12 protein-coding genes and 4 pseudogenes are annotated in these 18,497 nt (G+C 57.6%); 4 read left to right on the forward strand and 12 right to left on the reverse strand.

Going from position 1 to position 18,497, the window contains the following annotated elements:
• Window positions 1-510: 510 nt before the first annotated feature.
• Window positions 511-780 (reverse strand): annotated as a pseudogene (locus tag H8B02_RS14310) (transposase domain-containing protein); the annotation flags it as partial.
• Between the two features lie 779 nt (window positions 781-1,559).
• Between H8B02_RS14310 and H8B02_RS48040 the strand changes: the two are divergent.
• Window positions 1,560-2,147 (forward strand): annotated as a pseudogene (locus tag H8B02_RS48040) (Effector protein NopP); the annotation flags it as partial.
• Window positions 2,148-2,939: 792 nt separating this feature from the next.
• On the opposite strand, the gene H8B02_RS14325 reads toward H8B02_RS48040, so the two are convergent.
• From H8B02_RS14325 to H8B02_RS48510, 7 genes and pseudogenes are all read right to left on the reverse strand, one after another.
• Window positions 2,940-3,944, reverse strand: coding sequence for a tyrosine-type recombinase/integrase (locus H8B02_RS14325; protein ID WP_229166832.1), 1,005 nt, complete (start codon window positions 3,942-3,944; stop codon window positions 2,940-2,942).
• The gene (locus tag H8B02_RS14330) at window positions 3,941-4,894 is read right to left on the reverse strand and encodes a tyrosine-type recombinase/integrase (protein ID WP_229166833.1); all 954 of its coding nucleotides are present in this window, start codon (window positions 4,892-4,894) and stop codon (window positions 3,941-3,943) included. Before H8B02_RS14330 ends, H8B02_RS14325 begins: the two co-directional genes overlap by 4 nt.
• 42 nt (window positions 4,895-4,936) lie before the next feature.
• Window positions 4,937-5,305: a hypothetical protein gene (locus H8B02_RS14335; RefSeq protein WP_229166834.1), complete on the reverse strand. Its 369-nt coding sequence runs from the start codon at window positions 5,303-5,305 to the stop codon at window positions 4,937-4,939.
• Entirely contained in the window at window positions 5,302-6,534 is a 1,233-nt protein-coding gene (locus H8B02_RS14340) for a site-specific integrase (protein WP_233287218.1), read from the reverse strand. Before H8B02_RS14340 ends, H8B02_RS14335 begins: the two co-directional genes overlap by 4 nt.
• A 164-nt stretch (window positions 6,535-6,698) precedes the next feature.
• Window positions 6,699-6,863, reverse strand: a pseudogene (locus H8B02_RS14345) (IS66 family transposase); the annotation flags it as partial.
• A gap of 389 nt (window positions 6,864-7,252) precedes the next feature.
• On the reverse strand, window positions 7,253-7,573 hold the full coding sequence (locus tag H8B02_RS14350) for an RNA-dependent RNA polymerase family protein (protein ID WP_229166835.1): 321 nt from the start codon (window positions 7,571-7,573) through the stop codon (window positions 7,253-7,255).
• Between the two features lie 82 nt (window positions 7,574-7,655).
• Entirely contained in the window at window positions 7,656-8,471 is an 816-nt protein-coding gene (locus H8B02_RS48510) for a reverse transcriptase domain-containing protein (protein WP_312000901.1), read from the reverse strand.
• Window positions 8,472-9,252: 781 nt separating this feature from the next.
• Here H8B02_RS48510 and H8B02_RS14360 point away from each other — a divergent pair.
• The 3 genes from H8B02_RS14360 (at window position 9,253) to H8B02_RS14370 (ending at window position 13,080) form a co-directional block, all read left to right on the forward strand.
• Window positions 9,253-11,925, forward strand: a complete 2,673-nt coding sequence (locus H8B02_RS14360; RefSeq protein ID WP_229166837.1) for a PAS domain S-box protein — start codon at window positions 9,253-9,255, stop codon at window positions 11,923-11,925.
• Window positions 11,922-12,599 carry a response regulator transcription factor gene (locus tag H8B02_RS14365; RefSeq protein ID WP_229166838.1) on the forward strand — a complete coding sequence of 226 codons (678 nt, stop codon included), beginning with the start codon at window positions 11,922-11,924 and terminating at the stop codon, window positions 12,597-12,599. The genes H8B02_RS14360 and H8B02_RS14365 overlap by 4 nt, the downstream gene beginning before the upstream one ends.
• Before the next feature lie 94 nt (window positions 12,600-12,693).
• On the forward strand, window positions 12,694-13,080 hold the full coding sequence (locus tag H8B02_RS14370) for a response regulator transcription factor (RefSeq protein WP_229166839.1): 387 nt from the start codon (window positions 12,694-12,696) through the stop codon (window positions 13,078-13,080).
• A gap of 343 nt (window positions 13,081-13,423) precedes the next feature.
• On the opposite strand, the pseudogene H8B02_RS14375 reads toward H8B02_RS14370, so the two are convergent.
• The 4 genes and pseudogenes from H8B02_RS14375 to H8B02_RS14395 form a co-directional block, all read right to left on the reverse strand.
• Window positions 13,424-13,869 (reverse strand): annotated as a pseudogene (locus H8B02_RS14375) (hypothetical protein).
• A 2-nt stretch (window positions 13,870-13,871) separates the two neighbouring features.
• Window positions 13,872-15,905 carry a squalene--hopene cyclase gene (shc, locus tag H8B02_RS14380; protein ID WP_229166841.1) on the reverse strand — a complete coding sequence of 678 codons (2,034 nt, stop codon included), beginning with the start codon at window positions 15,903-15,905 and terminating at the stop codon, window positions 13,872-13,874.
• 714 nt (window positions 15,906-16,619) lie between these two features.
• Window positions 16,620-17,048, reverse strand: a complete 429-nt coding sequence (locus H8B02_RS14385) for a hypothetical protein (RefSeq protein ID WP_229166842.1) — start codon at window positions 17,046-17,048, stop codon at window positions 16,620-16,622.
• A gap of 1,173 nt (window positions 17,049-18,221) precedes the next feature.
• Window positions 18,222-18,497, reverse strand: a 276-nt coding sequence (locus H8B02_RS14395) for a flavin reductase family protein (protein ID WP_229166844.1), incomplete at its 5' end; no start/stop codon positions are given.

Raw genomic sequence — 18,497 nt, forward strand, 5'->3', positions numbered from 1 at the left:
ATATCCACGCAAACGTGGAAGACGAAGTCGTTTTTCGACAATTATTTTTTTGGCGCGCCTTGGATTGAAAGCTCCTAGCCATCCAAATGCCGGGCGCAGCACAATACGATTCCGACACAGAACCTGCCGGCCCGACGGGCCAAGGTACTGGGTCTAGCCCACAAAATAGCTTGGTGCGTGGCCACTGAACTGGCCTCTTCCAGCGGCGATCTCCAACTCAGCCATCCGTTTGTTCCGGTGCGCGTTGCGGGATCAGGCCGGAGCGGGTAGATCACCGTGGACGAGCTTGGCACCTTCACCAGGCTGAATTGGATCTCACCGAACTAACGTCACGGCGCTCCACAGTTTACCGCCGCCCGTTACGAATTTGGCGACGCGTGCCTCATTGTTCAGCGTCAGCGTCTTCGTGGAATAGATGTAGCGTACTCATACGACGAAGTACGACGAAGACCGCCTGATTGACGCATGCGCGCGGGGCACGGCGAGCTCTATGATGGCGTTGCGTGAAGGTCAGGCAGCCTGCTGGTCGGCGGGTTTGTCGGCTTGGCGCAGGAGCTTCCATTCCCAGGGCAGCAGTTCGTGCAGACGCGACGCGGGAAGATCGGCGATACGGGCGAGGACGTCGGCGAGCCAGGCCTTGGGATCGACGTCGTTGAGGCGACAGGTCGTGATCATCGTCAGCATGATGGCGGCACGGTCGGCGCCACGCTGGCTGCCGGCGACGGTCCAGTTGCGCCTTCCCAAGGCGATGCCTCTCAATGCGCGCTCAGCACAATTGTTAAAGGCTCGTTCGGCGGCCGGATTTACGAACACCACACGCTTGAGCGAATCGAGTGTCAACACTCCTATGCCAACGCGGGCCAGAGTCTCACCCAGCGCGACATTCTCCAGTGCTGCGTCCAGCAAGCGAATGCTGAGCCGAAGTGATTTTTCAACATGCTGACCAAGACGCTCAAGAACCTGTAGCTCGGCATCGCTAAATGGCGGCCTATCGGATGCGCGCTGAACGTTAATACTCACAAATGTACGTGGATCCGAAGGAGAACGATCCCGGCGTCAACAGGTCAATCATGGACCGATCCGGGTGGACGAGCGGATTCAATCTTGCTTGGGTCATCATCATTGTAGCCCTGACTTCGAGCGCAACCGTCGATAACAAGCGGGACTTCGGGACAATCAGGAGATCCACGTCAGCTCTTGGTTGCCCACCCTGTTATCAGCTCTTGGCAGGATCCACGTCAGGTTTTCGTAAGCCAGGCCGCCTATCATGGGCCTTGACCAAATGCAGAAATGTATGCCCGACGGGAGCACCAATTGCCATGTATAATCGCATCAATGGCTCGTCCTACTACCAATCCCAGCGCTTCGCCGAAGCTGACGAGCAAACGGATGCAAATCGCTTCGCGGACGCGTTCACCAATATGCGCTTAGCCGAACCGAGCTCGAGCGGCAGCTCATCTTCGGCAACAAGGCCGTATTCGCTCGTTTCAAGCCCTCCTGTGATAGAGTTCGAAGATCGTCATTCATTCCGAACGGCCGCGTAGGCCTATCATGGCGACGAAATCAAGTACATCGCCGATAACCCCCAAGAGTACTCGGAGTTCGTGTCCGCTAAGGCAAGGCGAACTGCAGAAGTTGCTAAGGACTATGGAACAACGCGAGATTCCGATAACGCACGATACTTTAGCTACCAACTGGGGAACAAGAGTGTCGGGCTTCTAAGAATGGAGGGCGGCGACAGCATGAAAGAGTTCGACGTCGAAAGATGGCAGGAGCTATTTCCCGGGCGAACTGGGACCACTTCTACTGTGGATCTTCGAGTCGTTCATCCGCTAGTCGAGAACGCTGGCGATATCCTGCTTGAGCACCAGCTTCGAGTTGACGGCGAAAGGCCGCTGCTCAATTTGCGTCCGGCTAATCCAGAAGCAAGAGCCCGTGCGGCAAAGATGGGCTTCGTCGAGGTTGATGCGGACAACATGGTTCTCGACCCAGAGAAGTCAGCCAACTGGATAAGGAACAGTGATGGTGAATGGCAGCGGAAAGGCACCACTGCGCGGTACCTTTCAAAAGCTGACGACAGTGAAGGTAGTGATAACGAGAACGCAGAAAGCTCATCCACATACGACTACGAGGACGATTTCATGTGACGAGAGGATCTTACGGAAGATGGTCCTCCAGGTATCTAGTGCTGCTCTTCGCGAAAGCTTCAGGAGCTAAACTACCTCTTGCCAACCGCAGCCAGAAGAGACCGCTGGTTTCGAGCGAGATACCGCCCAGAGTGCAGCGGCGTCGCCGGCCGTTAGCTATTGGGAACAGGTGATCCGATAGGCTCGGCAAAATCTCCAGGATGGGCCGGCGAGATCTCCGACGCCCCCTTGTGCTTGGCGCGACCGCCGTCGTGCGATGGGCAAGACGCTACGGATCGCCAGCAGGATCCTGGCTGGCGAGAATGCTCTCGAAGAAGCCTCCAAAGCTGATTGCGATCGCTCTAGCGAACAAAATGGCGCGTATCGCCTGGGCCTTGATGGTCCGCGGTGGCGCTTACCAAGCTCCAGCGTCTGGCGCTGCGTAACGGCAAGACCAGACGCCGGGAGACGTCGGGAATGTGGTAAGGTCTAACGAGGATTATGGGCAATCGGTCAGGACTGGGATTGGAAGAATCAACAGGTGGATGAGTGCCGGTGAGCACGCGTAGCCGAATTGGATCCAATCCACGCATTCTATAAGGGCCCGCGACGTGTCGAGGTCGCATCACGAGGCCGGACACACGTCAGCACCCGACCACATGCCCGTTCCGAAGTTATATTTTGCTTGCATTTACTGTGGCGTCCACAAATCCACCTGCAGAATGCCGGCTAATCGCGAGGTGGCGGTAATGTGAAGGAACGTCGCCAGATCCGGGATTGATGCTGTTCTGATTGACGTTCCTTCGCATTATTTCAGAGCGTGTCGAGCCAGGCGAGCAGGCTCGTATCCCGCTTCCATGAGGGGGGATGTCGAGCCGATTCCGGAGCGCTGACCTGTTCCAGTGCCTTTCGCTTCGTTTCCAGATTGGCCCTGGCGTAGTGATTGGTGGTGTCGAGGCTCACATGACCAAGCCAGCTGCGGATGACGGTAACGTCGACGCCCGCCGAGACGAGGTGTACGGCGGTGGCGTGTCGGAAGCTGTGCGGCGTCACATACCTAGTCCGCAACGTTGGCGTGGTTTCAGCCGCCGCCTTCACATAGGCCGCAAGCTTGAACCGAACGCCGGATGAGCTGAGCGGCTCGCCATAGCGGTTGACGAACAACCGCTGGTCCGATGCACGCGGCTGTCGCTCCAGCAGCTTTTTCAGCAACAGCACGGTTTCCGGCCAAAGTGGACAGATGCGTTCCTTGCGGCCCTTGCCGGTAAGGCGAACGCAACTTGGGCTCTCGAACCGGATCGCCTTGGGACACAGATCGAGAGCCTCCTGTATCCGTGCCCCGCTGTTGTAAAGGAACGAGAGCAGCGCATGATCGCGCATGCCTTCGAGCGTGGAGCGGTCTGGCCGGGCAAGGATCGCTGCCACCTCCGCCGGGTCCAGATAACAGGGTTCCGACACCGGCGCCCGCTTGACCGGGATATGAAGGATTTCCACGCACTGAGCGATCGATGCGGGGTCTTTGGTCGCGACGAAGTTGAAGAAGCTGCGGATCGCGGCAAGCCTGCAGTTGCGCGTGCCGATCGTGCCACCGCGATCGTGCTCGGCGTGACCGAGGAAGGCCGTCACCTCGCCGGGGGTCAGATCGGCCAACGTGATCACCGCCACCTTCTTTTTCGCGCGCTGTGCGACGAACCGCAGGAGCAGCCGCCAGGAGTCCCGATAGGATCGGACCGTGTGGATCGATGCGTTGCGTTGCTCGACGAGCCATTCGTAGAAGAACGCACGCATCAGATCCGGGAACGCGTTTGCCTTGCTCATGGCCGCACCTCCTGCACCAGATCGAGGCATGATGCGCCCACCGCCCGGAACCGCTCGTTGGCGTGATGAAGCAGATCCTGTGTAACGGTGATGTAGACTAGAATGGAGTTGATATCCTTATGACCAAGATATGTCGCGAGGAACGGCAGCCGGTCTTGCGGATTGATGCCCGAGCGGTACCATTCGAGGATACGGTGAACGACCATCGAGTGGCGCAGGTCATGAAGACGGGGACCCGTTCGCCCTTCTGGCGGCTTCAGCCCGGCTCGGCGGATCACGTCGACGAGCAACAAGGCGATGACCTGCTTTGTGTAGCGGGCGTTGCGCCCCTCGTGCCAAAACAGGGCGGAGTGTGGATCCTGCGGAGCGCCGGCCTGCCGCCGCGCATCGAGATCAGCCCGAAGCGTGGCGATCACGCTGTCGGGCAACGGCAGTATCCTCGTCTTGTAGAACTTGGTCTGTCGGATCGTGACCGTGCCGCCGTGGAAGTCGACGTCACCAAGATCGAGACGGGCAAGTTCGCCACGCCGAAGCCCCGCGCAATAGGCCAGCAGAAGCATGGTATGGACGCTCGGCGCACGCAGTGGGGCCCGTTCCGAAGGATAGGAACGGGCAATATCGAGCATCTGCCGTATGTCGGTCGGCGTATAGATGTAAGGCTTGCGCCACTGCCTCGCTAATTCCTTCTGCGGTCGCGGGTCCGGGCGGCGCGGCGGGAGCGACGGATTCTTGTGGCGCAGGACTCTCGCAAGGATCCGCTTCAGCCTCTCACATTCCGCAGCGTGATTGAGTGTCGTTTTTGCCTTCTTCCAATGCTCCAGCATCACCTCGATCGGTTCATCCTGCAACGCAGGATTCAACTGCAGGAACCGATCGAACCGCAAGAACCATGCGGTCTGCGAGGTGTATTTGTATCCTCTGTTGCGCATCAGCGCGACGTGCTCGGCCATGATCCCGCCCAGCATGCTGCCGAACGGCTTGGGCTGGCGGAGTTAGGCAAGGGCCTGTTCGAGGTCATGCGACGCCAGTGCGCGCCAGACCGGCCGACATCGCTTGATATTGCATGCCCCGCACAAGGCGGTGACGGGATTGCGCTCGATCGCTCCGATGTTCAGAAGGTGATCGAGGAACCGATCGATGATGCGGGTGCGGTTCAACAGCGTCGTCGCCATCCAATGGTCGGACAATGTCTGCAGCCAGGCCACCATAACATCCTTGCCGAGCTCGGCATGGCATTCAGCGACGTCCTGGAAGCTGTTCAGCACGTGCCTGTAAGAGGTGCAGCTGTCGGCGTGGCGCAGGCCAAGGCCTGCCAGATAGCGCGCGATCAACTGCCGTTCGGGATCGGGCCATGTTGTCATGACAGCGCCTCCGCTTCCGGCACGTCGAGTGCGATGGTCCTGAGGTCCTCGGTGGCAAGCTTGAGATGGGGCACCGTGGACTCCGCCGACCGGTGCCCGAGCAGATCACCGATGACCTTCTGCGGGACCGATGCGCGCAACATCTCGACCGCGCGTGCATGTCGGAAGACATGGGCACCGCTCTTGCCCGGCAGCTTGATACCGGCCTGGCGCAGTCGGCGCCGTTCCATCTTGTCCAACATCCTGAGCTTGCGATAGGGTGCACGCGCGCGGATGAAGATTTCCCGGACGTCGATCACCGGCCGCCCCGCACGTAAATAAGCAAGCACTGCTTCGCCGACCGGCTCCATCAGGGGCAGGAAGGAACAGGCCTTGGTCTTGGTGTGCCGGATGCGGATCGATTCCGCCCGCCAGTTGATGTCATCAAGCCGCAGGTTGCAGATTTCGCTCGACCTCAGCCCATAGGTCGCCAGCAGTTGCAGGATCGCATGGTCCCTCAACCCCCTCGGTGTCCTGTCCTTTCCCACAGCCTGCAGGACGGCGGCAACCTGATCTCGCTCCAGAATCGAGGGCACCCCCTCATAGGCGTAGATCCGCGGACCGATGACATGTGGCGATAGGTCGATCGCGGTACGCCCGACTCGGTGCAGATGCCGCAATAACGAGCGCAAGCGGTTCGCGACGGCGCTCAACGATTTGCGGGTCAGCTTCGGCGTGCGCATATCCATATAGCGGTCGATGTCGTCGACCCTCAGGCTCGTCAGGCTGTTGTCACCGTTCTGCTCGAACTGCCAAGTCAAGAAGTGCCGTGCCTCCCAGATCAAGACCTTGATGCTGGCGGCGGCGAGACCTCGCGCCTCACGAAGCCAGACCTCATATTCGTCGCAGATCGCAAATCGCTCGGCCTCGGCGGCGCAGGCTGCTTTCGGAGGGGGTGGCCACTGGCCCTGCACAAGCCGCAGCAGCGCATGGATTCCGGCGCGCGGGATCGGGTGCTGGTGTGGCCCTGATCGACCATGGCGTTTGCGCAACATCCCACTCGCATGGCTTACGTATGTCGACACCAGCGCCTCGGTCACGTTCTCGACCTGGATTTCCCGCTGTTCGAGATAATCGAGGAATCTGCGCGCGCACCTGCAGTAGTTACTGATCGCCCTCGGGTGATAGCGCTGGCCGGTCAGTACGGCCTCGAGCTCGGCGAGCAGTTCTTCATTGGATTTCAGCACCATCGTCTCCTCTGCTGGTCAAACGACTGCAGAGGTCGCCGAAAAATAATGCGGAGCAAAGCCTGTGCCGGATCTGTGGATTTTCCCCGATACTCACGCGCCGAGCCGGCATTCCTTCACATTACCGCCACCTCGCGATTAGGCGGTTAATGCTCACCTCTTCATTAACCACCGAAGGCGGCCAGATGCTTCTGGGGATGCTCGCCTCGTCGGTCGCTCGAGGCGTAATAGACCGCCGCCGGCGGCGCAGGCCCGGCGAAGGGCCGGTCATCCCGCACATAAGTCCAAATCCGCCCGGTCGTGCACTTGCCCTTCGCCAGGATACGGATGGTGGGGTGAGTGGGCCGGCGGGATTTCACCTCCAGCCTCTCGCAGGTAGGGTCGAGGACTGGCGCGCCGGCAGGTATCTCGACCGTGCCACGTTCCCAGTCCCCTCCACGTCGCAACGCAGCGTGCGGATTTCCCGCACTGCGCGCTCCCATTTGCTTCACTCCAAGGCTTATGCGACTTATCCGGCTGGGGCCGCTTTCGGTCCGTCGCGTCGCACTCGATAGCCGTTGAAGAGCCTGAGAGTGTCGTACAACCACGACCTATTCCACCGCTTCCAGCAGAAGCCCTTTCGTTTCCGAGCATGCGCCAGATGGCGCCTGACCTTCTTTTCCACCCAATCTTTGATGAGGCTGAAGCACTCGCTGGAGTGTCCAACCGCGAAGTAGTTCACTCAGCCCCGGAGCATCGGATTGATCAGGCTTATTACCCTGTCAATCCGCTGCGACCGGTGTCGGCGAAACACCTCTTTGAGCTCGCGCAGAAGCGCCGTCCGTTTTTTGAGCTTGGGCGTGTAATGCGGCCGCATCGCTCCGCGTAGACTGCGGAGGTAGCGGAAGTCGAACCCCAGGAAGCTGAAGCTCTCGCCTCGTTCCAGGTCCACGGTTCGGCTCTTTTCATCATTGATTTCCACCTGCAGCTTGGCGAACTCCTCCCGGAGTCGTTTGGTCACGGCTCCAATCAGCCAGTCATGACGTTTGTAGGCGTCGATCAAGACCACCAGTCGAGTCGCCCTGGGGAGTTTCACCCCCAGGCGCTCACAGATCCGGACGTGAACGTCTCCGCTCATCCCGCTCTTACCGTCCAGCCGCCGTCTTGTGCAGCATCGGCCAATGGGCCAACAGGGTGGGGGTGCGGCAAGCAATGTCCCGTACCCAGTGCTCTGCCCGTCTTCGATGTCGCCGCAGACGTTTGTATTTCGACATCGCCCATCGCGCGAGACATCGGTCGAGATGGCGTAGTGTCGGGTAAAGCGCCGACTTGTAGTACCGACCATAGTAGTTCATCCAGCCTCGAATGATCGGGTTGAATATCCTCGCCAGGTCGTCGATCCTCTTATCCACCCGGCAGCGTAGTTGCCAGGCACGGATTTCCTGTCGGATTGCCTTCGTCGCGGCATTGCTGACACCGGGGCTGAAGTTGACGAAGTGCTTTCCCCAACGGTTCTTCAACCGACGGGCACGGAACGTGTAGCCCAAAAAGTCGAATTTCTGTTCAGGATAATCACCTCGCCGGTCGTCATCCTTACAATAGACTATCTTCGTCTTGTCCGGATGAAGCTCCAGTCCGCATTCGGCAAAGCGCTTCGCAAGCGCCTCCTTCAGTTCTTGTGCCTGCCGCTCACTGTCGCAATGGCAGAGAATATCATCGGCATAACGCTCGAACGGGATGCTCGGATGATTTCTTCGCATCCACATGTCGAACGCATAGTGGAGAAAGAGATTCGCCATCAGCGGTGATACCACCGAGCCCTGCGGCGTGCCCTTCTCTCGGGGGTCAGGGGTGCCGTCTTCCAGTTGAACGGGAGCTTTAAGCCACCGTTCAATGTACAACAACACCCAAGCGCAGTCCGTGTGCTTCCGAATCGCCTTGAGCAAAAGCTCATGCGATATCGAGTCAAAAGACTACTCGACAGACTGCCCACCACCGCGCTCATCATCTCGACGACTATCCTGATCAGGTAACCATCGTTCGGTCGCGCCATCCCTTTGAGGGATCTGCGCTTAATGTGCTTGGCTGGTGTCATCGACGCGGCGAACTTCATCTGACGCTTGTGCTGCCCGATGGTACCCGTGCCCTTGTACCGGCCGCGTGGACAGATCTGCCTATCGCACAACATTTGCCGCGTGCAAGCCCGCAATGCGCTCGAGCGGCATTCCTGGCTTCCTACGCCGAGCTGCTGCACGAATCGTCGACGCTTTGCTGCGGCAATTGGATGCCGCGCATAATGTCCTACCACCGGAATCGGAGGACAGCTATGCAGCAGCTAAGCTTTCTCGACCCACCACCTCAGCGCGGGGCCGTACCCGTATGGGAGGCCCTCGATAAAGTCGCCGTCGGACGGATACGATGTAGCCGTCGTCCGCGTCGTTGGAACGTGCCTTAGGGCCACGCAGCTGTGCTCGGCTGCGACCTCCACAGCCTCGAGCGCCCGCCAAGCGATTATCGGCAGGGAAGGAACACGGACATCTCAGACTCGGTTGTACGCATGTCAGCGCGCTATATTGATGGGTTTAGAACAACTATACCTACGTTTATAATGCGCCTTTCGTCGGCATGTGCTGAGTTCAGCTGCAAGCAATTGACCCGGAACCGTTGGCGCGCGTCTGTTGGGGCCGAAAGGCTTGCCCCATTTATAGCTCTTCCGCCGGAGAAAGGCCGGACGATCCAAGAATGTATAACCAAATCAATAATTTCAAACGCTCAGCCACGCAGTTTACTTTCGGCAGCATAACGCTGGCGGTAGTGACGTTAGCTTCCTTGTACCTTCAAACGCATTTCGCTGAGACGGCGTTCGGCTATTTGCTGGTGATATTGCTGTTTTCGTTGATCGGCAGCTTTATTGCATCGTCCGCGCTTTCCATCTTAGCTATCGCTGCTTTGGCGTACTATTTTGCGCCGCCGGCGTTCAGTCTGCGGATCGAAGACCCTCAAGCTCTTCTGGTGGCTGTCGCATTCTTTACTGTCTCGATTGTCGGAACGCACCTGAATGGAAAGGTCCGCCAGGAAAGACAGGCCGCGCGTGAGACTGCAGCCGAGCTCCGGCGCAGCGCTGCCGATTTGAAAGACCGTGAAAATTGGTGGCGCGCAATCTTTGAGCACAATCCGTCCATGTACGTCATGGTCGATGAAGCCGGTACCGTCCTCAACGTCAATACGTTCGGCGCGACACAACTCGGCTATGCGCGTTCCGAACTGATCGGTCAATCCGTCCTGGGAGTCTTTCTGGAGGAGGATCGCGCGCTCGCTCGCAAACGCATTCGGACGTGCCTTGAAGATATCACTCAATCGCAAACCTGGGAGGCCCAGAAAGCTAGGAAAGACGGCTCGGTATTGTGGGTACGTGAAAACGCCAAAGCGATGCTTTGGGCCGATGATCGGCCCGTTGTCCTCATAGCCTGCGAAGATATCACGGAGCGAAAGCGGACCGAACTTGCCCTGCAGCGAAGCGAAGCACATTTGGCCCAGGCGCAGGAGTTGAGCAATACAGGCAGCTTCGGTTGGAACGTCGCCACCGGCGAGGCCTTTTGGTCAAAGGAGATTTTTCGAATTCTCCAGTTGGACCCGCAAACGGTTCCGGCGCCGGAACTGGTCGTCGCGCGTACGCATCCGGACGATAGGGCGTCGGTCCAGGAGACTATCGATCAAGCAATGCGGTATCCAAGGGATTTCGAGCATGAATACCGGCTACTGCTGCCGGACGGGTCGGTGAAGCATATCCATGCGCGGGCACGCGCCACGAGAAACGCGACTGGTGACATCGAGTTTGTCGGGGCAGCGACGGATATCACGGCTGCAAGACAAGCAGAACAGCAGTTGCGCCGCAGCGAGGCCTATCTGGCCGAAGCCCAGCATCTCAGTCACACGGGTAGTTGGTCCTGGGACGTCCACGGTCTCGATTTTATCTATCGCTCCGCCGAGGTCGATCGTCTGTTTGGCTTTGATCCGCAAGAGACGGTATCGATAGAGACCATTCGGTCGCGTATCCATCCGGACGACCTGCCGCGACTTAAGGAGATGCAGCAACTGGCCAGAGAAGGCAAGGACGGGCGCTTCGCGTACGATTTCCGAATCCTTATGCCAGATGGCTCAATGAGGCACATACATTCCGTGGCCCATGTCGTGGTTGGGAGCGACGGCAATGTCAGCGAACTCATCGGAACACATATGGATGTCACTGAGCAATACGCAGCCAGGGAACGTTTAGAATGCACACTTGCCGCGCTGCGCGAAAGCGAGCAGCGCTTTCGCGACTACGCCGAAACAGCTTCCGACTGGCTCTGGGAGACCGGGCCAGATCATCAGGTCACCCACTTGTCCGAGCACACCAGCGCTGCGGGAATCTTGGCGACAGGGTTGATGGGTATGCTTCGCTGGGACATTGCGTGCGACGTCGAAGAAGAACCCGAGAAGTGGCGGCAGCATCGGGCGAGGCTGGAGGCACATCTGCCGTTTCGGGATCTGGTCTACCGCACCGTCAATCGGATGGGATCTCCGATCTACGTCCGAACGAGTGGCAAGCCTTTTTTTGATATCAACGGTCATTTTCTCGGCTACCGCGGCGTCAGCACTGACATCACGGCTATCATTCGCGCAGATCAAGCCGAACAAGAGCTGCGAAAGGCACAGGCAGAGCTTGCGCATGTGACGCGTGTAACGACCCTGGGAGAGCTGACGACCTCCATCGCCCACGAAATCAACCAGCCACTCGCGGCTATTATCAACAACGCCGACGCGTGCCTCGGTTGGATGAACCGCGAAACCCCTGATCTTTCCGCCGCGCGCTCATCGGTTGACTGGATAATCGAAGACGCAATCCGAGCAAGCGAGGTGATCCGTCGCGTTCGCGCACTTGCGAAGAAAGGCGAGATCGAGATGCTGCCGCTCGATATCAATGACGTCGTTAAGGACGTCATTGCGCTCGTGACACGTGAGCTGATTAGCCACCAAGTGACACTGAAAACCGAGCTGACGGCAGCGCTGCCCGCAATCCTCGGAGACCGGATTCAGCTGCAACAGGTGATTATCAATCTGGTGATGAACGGGATCGAAGCTATGGACGCAGTTACGGACCGGACGCGCGAACTGGTGATTCAGTCTTCTGAGGACGATATGGGGCACGTGCGGGTTGCCGTGACCGATAGTGGCGTCGGCATCGCCGAGAATGACGCCGACCGAGTTTTAGATCCCTTTTTCACGACAAAATCGAGTGGCCTTGGCATGGGTCTTTCGATCTGCCGCTCGATTGTGGAAGCTCATGGAGGGCGCCTTTCAATAGTCCGCAAGCAGGGGCCGGGGGCGAGCTTTCGGTTTGACCTGCCGTTGCACAAGGAGGTCGTGTCGTGAGCGAACGCTCTAACTCCCAGCGCGAAGGCAGCAAGGTCGAGGCCTCGGCAAATGCGATTGTCTTCGTTGTCGAAGATGACCTCTCGATGCGTCGGTCGCTCACGAACCTTTTTCAATCCGTGGGCCTGGACGTCGTTGCATTCGGATCGGCCCGCGAAATGCTGCAAAGCACACTTCCGGACGTTGTTAGCTGCTTGGTTCTTGACGTCCGGTTGCCAGGCTTGAGCGGCCTTGAGTTCCAGACCGAGCTGGCCAGGCTGAACATTCATATTCCCATCATCTTCATTACCGGCCATGGCGACATTCTCATGAGTGTCAGGGCTATGAAGGGTGGAGCGGTCGATTTTCTCACCAAACCGTTTCGCGATCAGGAACTACTGGACGCCGCAGTCGCAGCGACCGAACGCGATCGCAAAAGGCGGGAGGACGAGCAGACCATCGCGAAGCTGAATTCCCTATTTGAGACCTTGAGCCCGCGCGAGCAGGCGGTGATGAAACTGGTAGCTACCGGCCTGATGAACAAGCAGATAGCCGCCGAGCTGGGGCTCGCCGAGATTACGGTCAAAATCTACCGGGGACACGTGATGAAAAAGATGCGTGCCCGGTCGCTGGCGGATTTGATCAGAATGACTGAGACGCTGGGAATCCGCACTAACCGCCCTGAACAAACCTAAGTATGATTTTACAATCGAACCACTCAAGCTCACTTTTTCGCCCATGGCGGCTAATCCTTCGGCAGTCGCTATCCCCGCGTCAGGAGGGCTTGTCTTGTCCACGCTTTTGATTTCTGTCGTTGACGACGACTCGTCGGTCCGTGCGGCGACAGATAACCTTTTGAAATCGCGTGGCTATATCGTCCAAACATTTGCGTCGGCTGAGGAGTTCTTGAGGTCACCGCGGTTGAGCGAAACCTCCTGCGTAGTTACGGATGTGCAGATGCCCGTTATGAGCGGCTTGGACCTGCTGGCAGAAATGCGGACCAGAGGTTACAGCGTGCCGTTCATTTTCATTACTGCGTTCCCCAACGATCGCGTGCGCACCTCAGCCCTGAGCGCGGGAGCGATTGGATTCTTGGCCAAGCCCTTCACCGGACATGCCCTGATCGAGTGCCTTGATGCTGCACTGGAGGAGAATGGCGGCGACGGAGACATCTGAAACGATCAGCCGGCCGCCGCTGCGCTGTCGTTAGACTCCGCTGAGGTCGGGTTGGGGCTCTTTAATAGGTCCATTTGGCCCCCTTCTCGGCTTGCCACCCTGAGCTCGCCCAAGCCAAATTTAAGCGCTGAATGTCGAGATCTATCACACCGCTACGATCTTCTGGAACAAACTCTCCGAAATCAGGCGGCATCGGCAGCGGGCAATCTCTAATTGCGTTGTTGGTCCGTGACCTGCCCGCCAGGCGGTCAGGCTGGCCAGAACAATCTTGCCGCTGATTGTAAGCCGCAAAAGACCGCCGAGCGTAGTGGAGATCGCGCGAGGAACAGGACCAGATCTATGCTTATTTTCCAGCAGATCCCATTGTCACATTGAAATCGTCCTCGTAATCGTAAGTTGAAGAGCTTTCTGCGATCTCGGTATCACTGCCTTCGCTGTCGTCAGCTTTTGAAAGATACCGCGCAGCGGTGCCTCTTCTCTGCCAATCACCATCATCGTTCCTTACCCAATTGCCTGACTTCTCTGGGTCGAGAACCATGTTGTCGGCATCAACCTCGACGAACCCCATCTTTGCCGCACGGGCTCTTGCTTCTGGATTAGCCGGACGCAAATTGAGCAACGGCCTCTCACCGTCCATTCGAAGCTGATGCTCAAGCAGGATATCGCCGGCGTTCTCGACAAGCGGATGAACGACTCGAGAATCCACAGTAGAGATAGTCCCAGTCCGCCCGGGAAAAGCTCTCGCCATCTTTCGACGTCGAACTCTTTCATGCTGTCGCCGCCCTCCATTCTCAGAAGTCCGACACTCTTGTTCCATAACTAGGGGGACCTGTAGAGATTCGCGCCAGGGCCAGCAGAGGGAAATAGTGTCGGTACATGTTGAAGCTCAACATGAATCCGCGTGATAGCTCCGTACCTTGCTGTAAGCGCTTTGCAATCTCCTCGGCGGTCGAGTTTGTTCGAGCGCCGATCCCGTAGCCCGGAAAGCCGGTCGCCGTATAGTGATCCTCGTCCCAGCTTCCATCGCTCTTCTGGGTTGCGCAGAGATGCTCGACACCTTTCCGAACCGCCGCGTCGACTTCAGGGGTTGAATTCACAGATAGGAGGCACATGAGACCCCACGCTGTTTGCGACGGCGTGCTCGGTCCCCGTCCTCGAAGCTCAGGATCCATGTAAGATGCGCATGTTTCACCCCATCCTCCGTCGTCATTCTGCCTCGATAGGATCCAGACAATGGCGCGTTGTACATAGGGCTGCGTCATGTCCTCGCCTATCGCCCTTAGCGCCGGCAGAACGGCTGCGGTGCCGTAGATATGATTGACGCCCCAGCGACCGAACCAGCTTCCAGCTTCTTCTTGTTCGCTTCGGATGTAGTTTAGAGCGCGACGAATAGCGGGATGGCTCTTGTCGTATCCGAGCGCAGCGAAGGCTTCTATGACATGGCCCGTGACGTCGACGCTCGGCGGATCAATTGCCTCGCCGAAATTGCAGAATGGTATCTTTGAAACAATTTCCTTGTCGTTGTCTCTGTCGAAGGCAGCCCAACCGCCGTTGCCGCACTGCATGGCCAGCGTCCACTCGAGTCCCAGCTCGATCGCGCATTCAACTCTCTGCCTTAGCTCGCCGGTACCAGTTCGCAATTTTCCGAGCACAAGCAGAGCAACCGCGGTATCGTCCACATCGGGATAGTAATTATTGGCGCGTTGGAAGGCCCATCCACCGGGGCGAGCGTTCTTACTCTTCACAGCCCAGTCTCCGGGAACAAGAACTTGCTGATTAAGAGTCCACTCCAGCGCCTTGCGAACTTCTGTGCTATCCGCGGATGCGCCTGCCTCGTGGAGCGCAAGGATCGCCAGTAGCGTGTCCCATACCGGAGATTCACTTGCCTGAATGTGAGTGCCCCCATTTCGATCATAGCTCCAGTGTGTGCCCAGCGCTGCGATCGCCTTGGACACCACTGGGTGGTCCATCGTGTACCCCTCGTTAATCAGCGCGATCAATCCATATATCCAGGGGGGTTGGAGACCTCCCCACGCGCCATCCGCGTCTTGATGCCGAATAATCCATTCAAGGCACAGCTTGATGGAATTCTCACGGAAGGGGATCAGCTTCAATCTCTGCGCCTTGTGAAGGCAGCGATCAATTTTCAAAAAGAGCCATTCGAGTGAGAAGGTGCGCGCACGCTTGGCAGGAATCGAGAAATCGAAATTCTCATAGGAGCATGGAAAGACCTCTTCAAGCTTGCTGCCGCCAGGGAGCGGGCAAACAGGCTTGCGTGCCGCGACGATTGTTAGAGGAACCATGGTCGCGCGCGCCCATTGAGCGAAATTGTAGATATTGAACGGAAACCAGAGCGGCAAGCGAATAATTTCCGGGGGTAGATTGGGTGTACATTCCCATGGCCAAACGCCAACCATAGCCAGCCAGTACCGCGTGAATACTCGGAGGTCTCTCATAGCGTTGTGGTCTAAGATCCATGCGCGAGCGCGAACCAATTCGCTGCAATTGGGATCGAAACCCTTTGCTCGAAGCGCCGCGTAAACCTCCACAGTCGAGTTGATGTCGCCATCGGGTGCGCCAGGGTAGGTTGCCCAAGACCCGTCAGGCCGCTGCCGCTGCAATACGGCCCTGATGATATTTTTCTCTGAAGGCAGCTCGAAGCCCAGCATATAGCTGGCCAAAAGCCACTCGGCCTCAATCGTCGAATTCGATTCAACCATGCCAACCCAAAATCCTGACGGATCTTGGGCTTTCCAGAGCCAGTCGATCGCCCCCTGGATGGACCTAGACAGTCGGTTGGATAGATTGGGACCAATTGTAGTCATGGTGCTTTCTGCATGCAGTTGCGCGAGCTGTACGCTTAGAGCGTGATATGAAGGCTCACAAGAAAAAGCTCTATTGATATCGAACGACCGAAATTGCGCTCCCAAGGGACTGCGGCGGCATCACTCTCTCCGCGCAATTCTTAGGAGCTAGCATCGGTTCAGTGTAACCCGGTATGAGCTCCACGTCCGCAGTGATCAGCGTGGGTAGCGGATCGGCATCCGCAGCGGCTCGAAATGGATCCCCGGCCTGTTGGGAGCGAACGCCGCATTACGCTCAATCAGTGTGGCCAGATTCATTTCCGTTCCCCTGGATCGGCCATGCGCGATCAGGCTCCTGAGCTCCTGAAATTCTTCAGAAGTTCTGCTGATAGTGAAGCTATTGTGTCGATACGCATTTCAGATGCGGACGATCGTAAGACTATCTCAGCCGGAAAACGCCAGTCAGACGATGTTACGATTGTTTCGGTGAAGGGCCCTTGAGAGCTGCAGATCCGGACGCTTCATTCCGCGCTGAGGGTTGCTCAACGGATGTTGAGTGCATCTGTCCGTAATGATAAGCGCACCACGAAGAACTCTTCTTGCCTGGCTTTCTAAGTACAGGCTCGCCGCACATATAGGCCTCTCTCTCATCCTCATCTTTGAAACCGACAATGGCCCGGCATTGCCCCTCAGTATGATCGATCAAGAGAACCTTCCTGGCGCCATCGTTTTCTTTCACTTTGCTGCTCCGATCTGCCAAGCGATCGAAGCACCGCTTATGATGCGCGGCTCTTTCAACCTACCCCGGTTGAAACTCTCAACAGTCAGACCGATCGTCACGGATTTGCGCGATAACGGCACCATACCATTGCTCATCGGCCGCCGTGAGCAGCATGTTCGCCAAACCGGTTTCGGAGGCGCACGCCGGCTGACAAAGGGGCTTGCGTTCGGATGTGTGAAACGGTGGACCCGCGCAGACTCTCTCAGGCGCTGCCGATCGCTGCGGGCATATGGTCTCGGTTCTGGATTGCCCGGTCCTTCACTATCGTTCGCCAAAAACAGCGCCGCAGTTGACGATCGATGCATAATCATATCGGCAAGCCAGATGTCGGGATTCAGTATCAAGATGAGATCTTGTGGCGTCAGTCTTTCAATTTGAGACATTCGGAATCCTTACCTCGATACAGTCAGAGACTCGCCACCTCAAGAACGTACAATTTAACGTTACGTGCGATTCAAGTCCCTCGGGCCTGGTCGTATGGAATGTCTACAACCGGACGTGGAAAACGCGACAAGAAAGCTGGACGATCTCAACCATTTGGCGCGAGCCTGAAGCAGTCCGTTCGCCGCTCGTGTGAACTGGGACGGCGGTAGCGAATACCAGGACCAGGACACAACGGTGCAGGATTTGGTGCGTGAGCCGCGACGTTCCAAACGAGTGTAGGGCGGTCGTAAATCAGGCTAGTCGCGACGAGCAAAAAAGGCACGTCGCCTTCTGGTGTTTCCGCATTAGCGTCCGCGTTGTCCGGTCGTCCCGGGGGCACGTCACGCGGGGCAGCGATCATCGCAGCGTCTGGTAGAGGCGATGCGGCAGGCCCGCGCGGCTCGAGCGAGGAGACATAAAGCCGCTATGCGATCCACCTGGTCCCAACCATGATGTTCCGCGACGATACTTTTGGCTCACAACCTGTTACCGGTCGAGAGTGGCCCTGTTCGGCGGAAACTGATGTTACTCGCTTGCCGGCAGTACCGGAGCTATCAATGTTAGTAGGTGTCGACGCAAATCATGCAGGACAGATCTGCGTCGCTCTTCGAAATGAGCTATAGCGTCTCCGACCTTAGGACCTTCTTTCGATGTGTGCGTGAATCGATGAATCGCATCTGCGTCGACGTCAATCCAGCCGTGCTCGCGAGCGCTCGCCACCATCTTGCCATAGGCCATTTGCCAGGCTTTGCTTTCCTTGGGGCAACCGGGCAGCGTAGGCACCAAGTCGACAGAACCAGCGCATTGCCTTGGTCAACGAGGGTAATCCCCCTCAAGGCTTGAGTGTTGGGAGCAAGTGGGCCCTTTCAGAACGAGTTTGAATCCGTCAAAATCCAAAGGGTCCACCAACCGTATGCCGCCTTCGGGCGAGTATTCTATGACCATTTGCTCCTGCCCTCATTGCGGTCTTCGAAGCGATTGAGCCGGCTGTTCGTTCGGACCTTGCGTGCAAAATGCATTCAATCTTCCGGTATGGTTCGAAGCGTACCTCGGAAGTTGATCAACGATTAACGGATCGCCTTGGCCTGGCCGGGTCGCGACAATTCGTCCGACAAAGATGGTATGCGTGCCAATCACCTTATGGTCATGCAAGGTGCTCTCGAGCGTAAACATTGCGCTTTGCAAAAGCGGTCGTCGAGAATGCCCTGATTCCACCGCGCCGAAACGAAGCGGTGAACTCCTTTCGCGCCATCCCGCCCCCCAAACCGCAGCGCAAGGTCTTCCTGATCACTGCGCAGAGAACTCACTCCAAAATTGTTGTTGGCGAATATCACGTCATGCGTCTCGGAACTGGCGTTGATGGCGACCAGCAGATAGGGAGGCTCCATGCAGATCGAAGTTACAGAACT

It is taken from the genome of Bradyrhizobium altum, assembly GCF_020889705.1.
Classification (GTDB): Bacteria; Pseudomonadota; Alphaproteobacteria; order Rhizobiales; family Xanthobacteraceae; genus Bradyrhizobium; species Bradyrhizobium altum.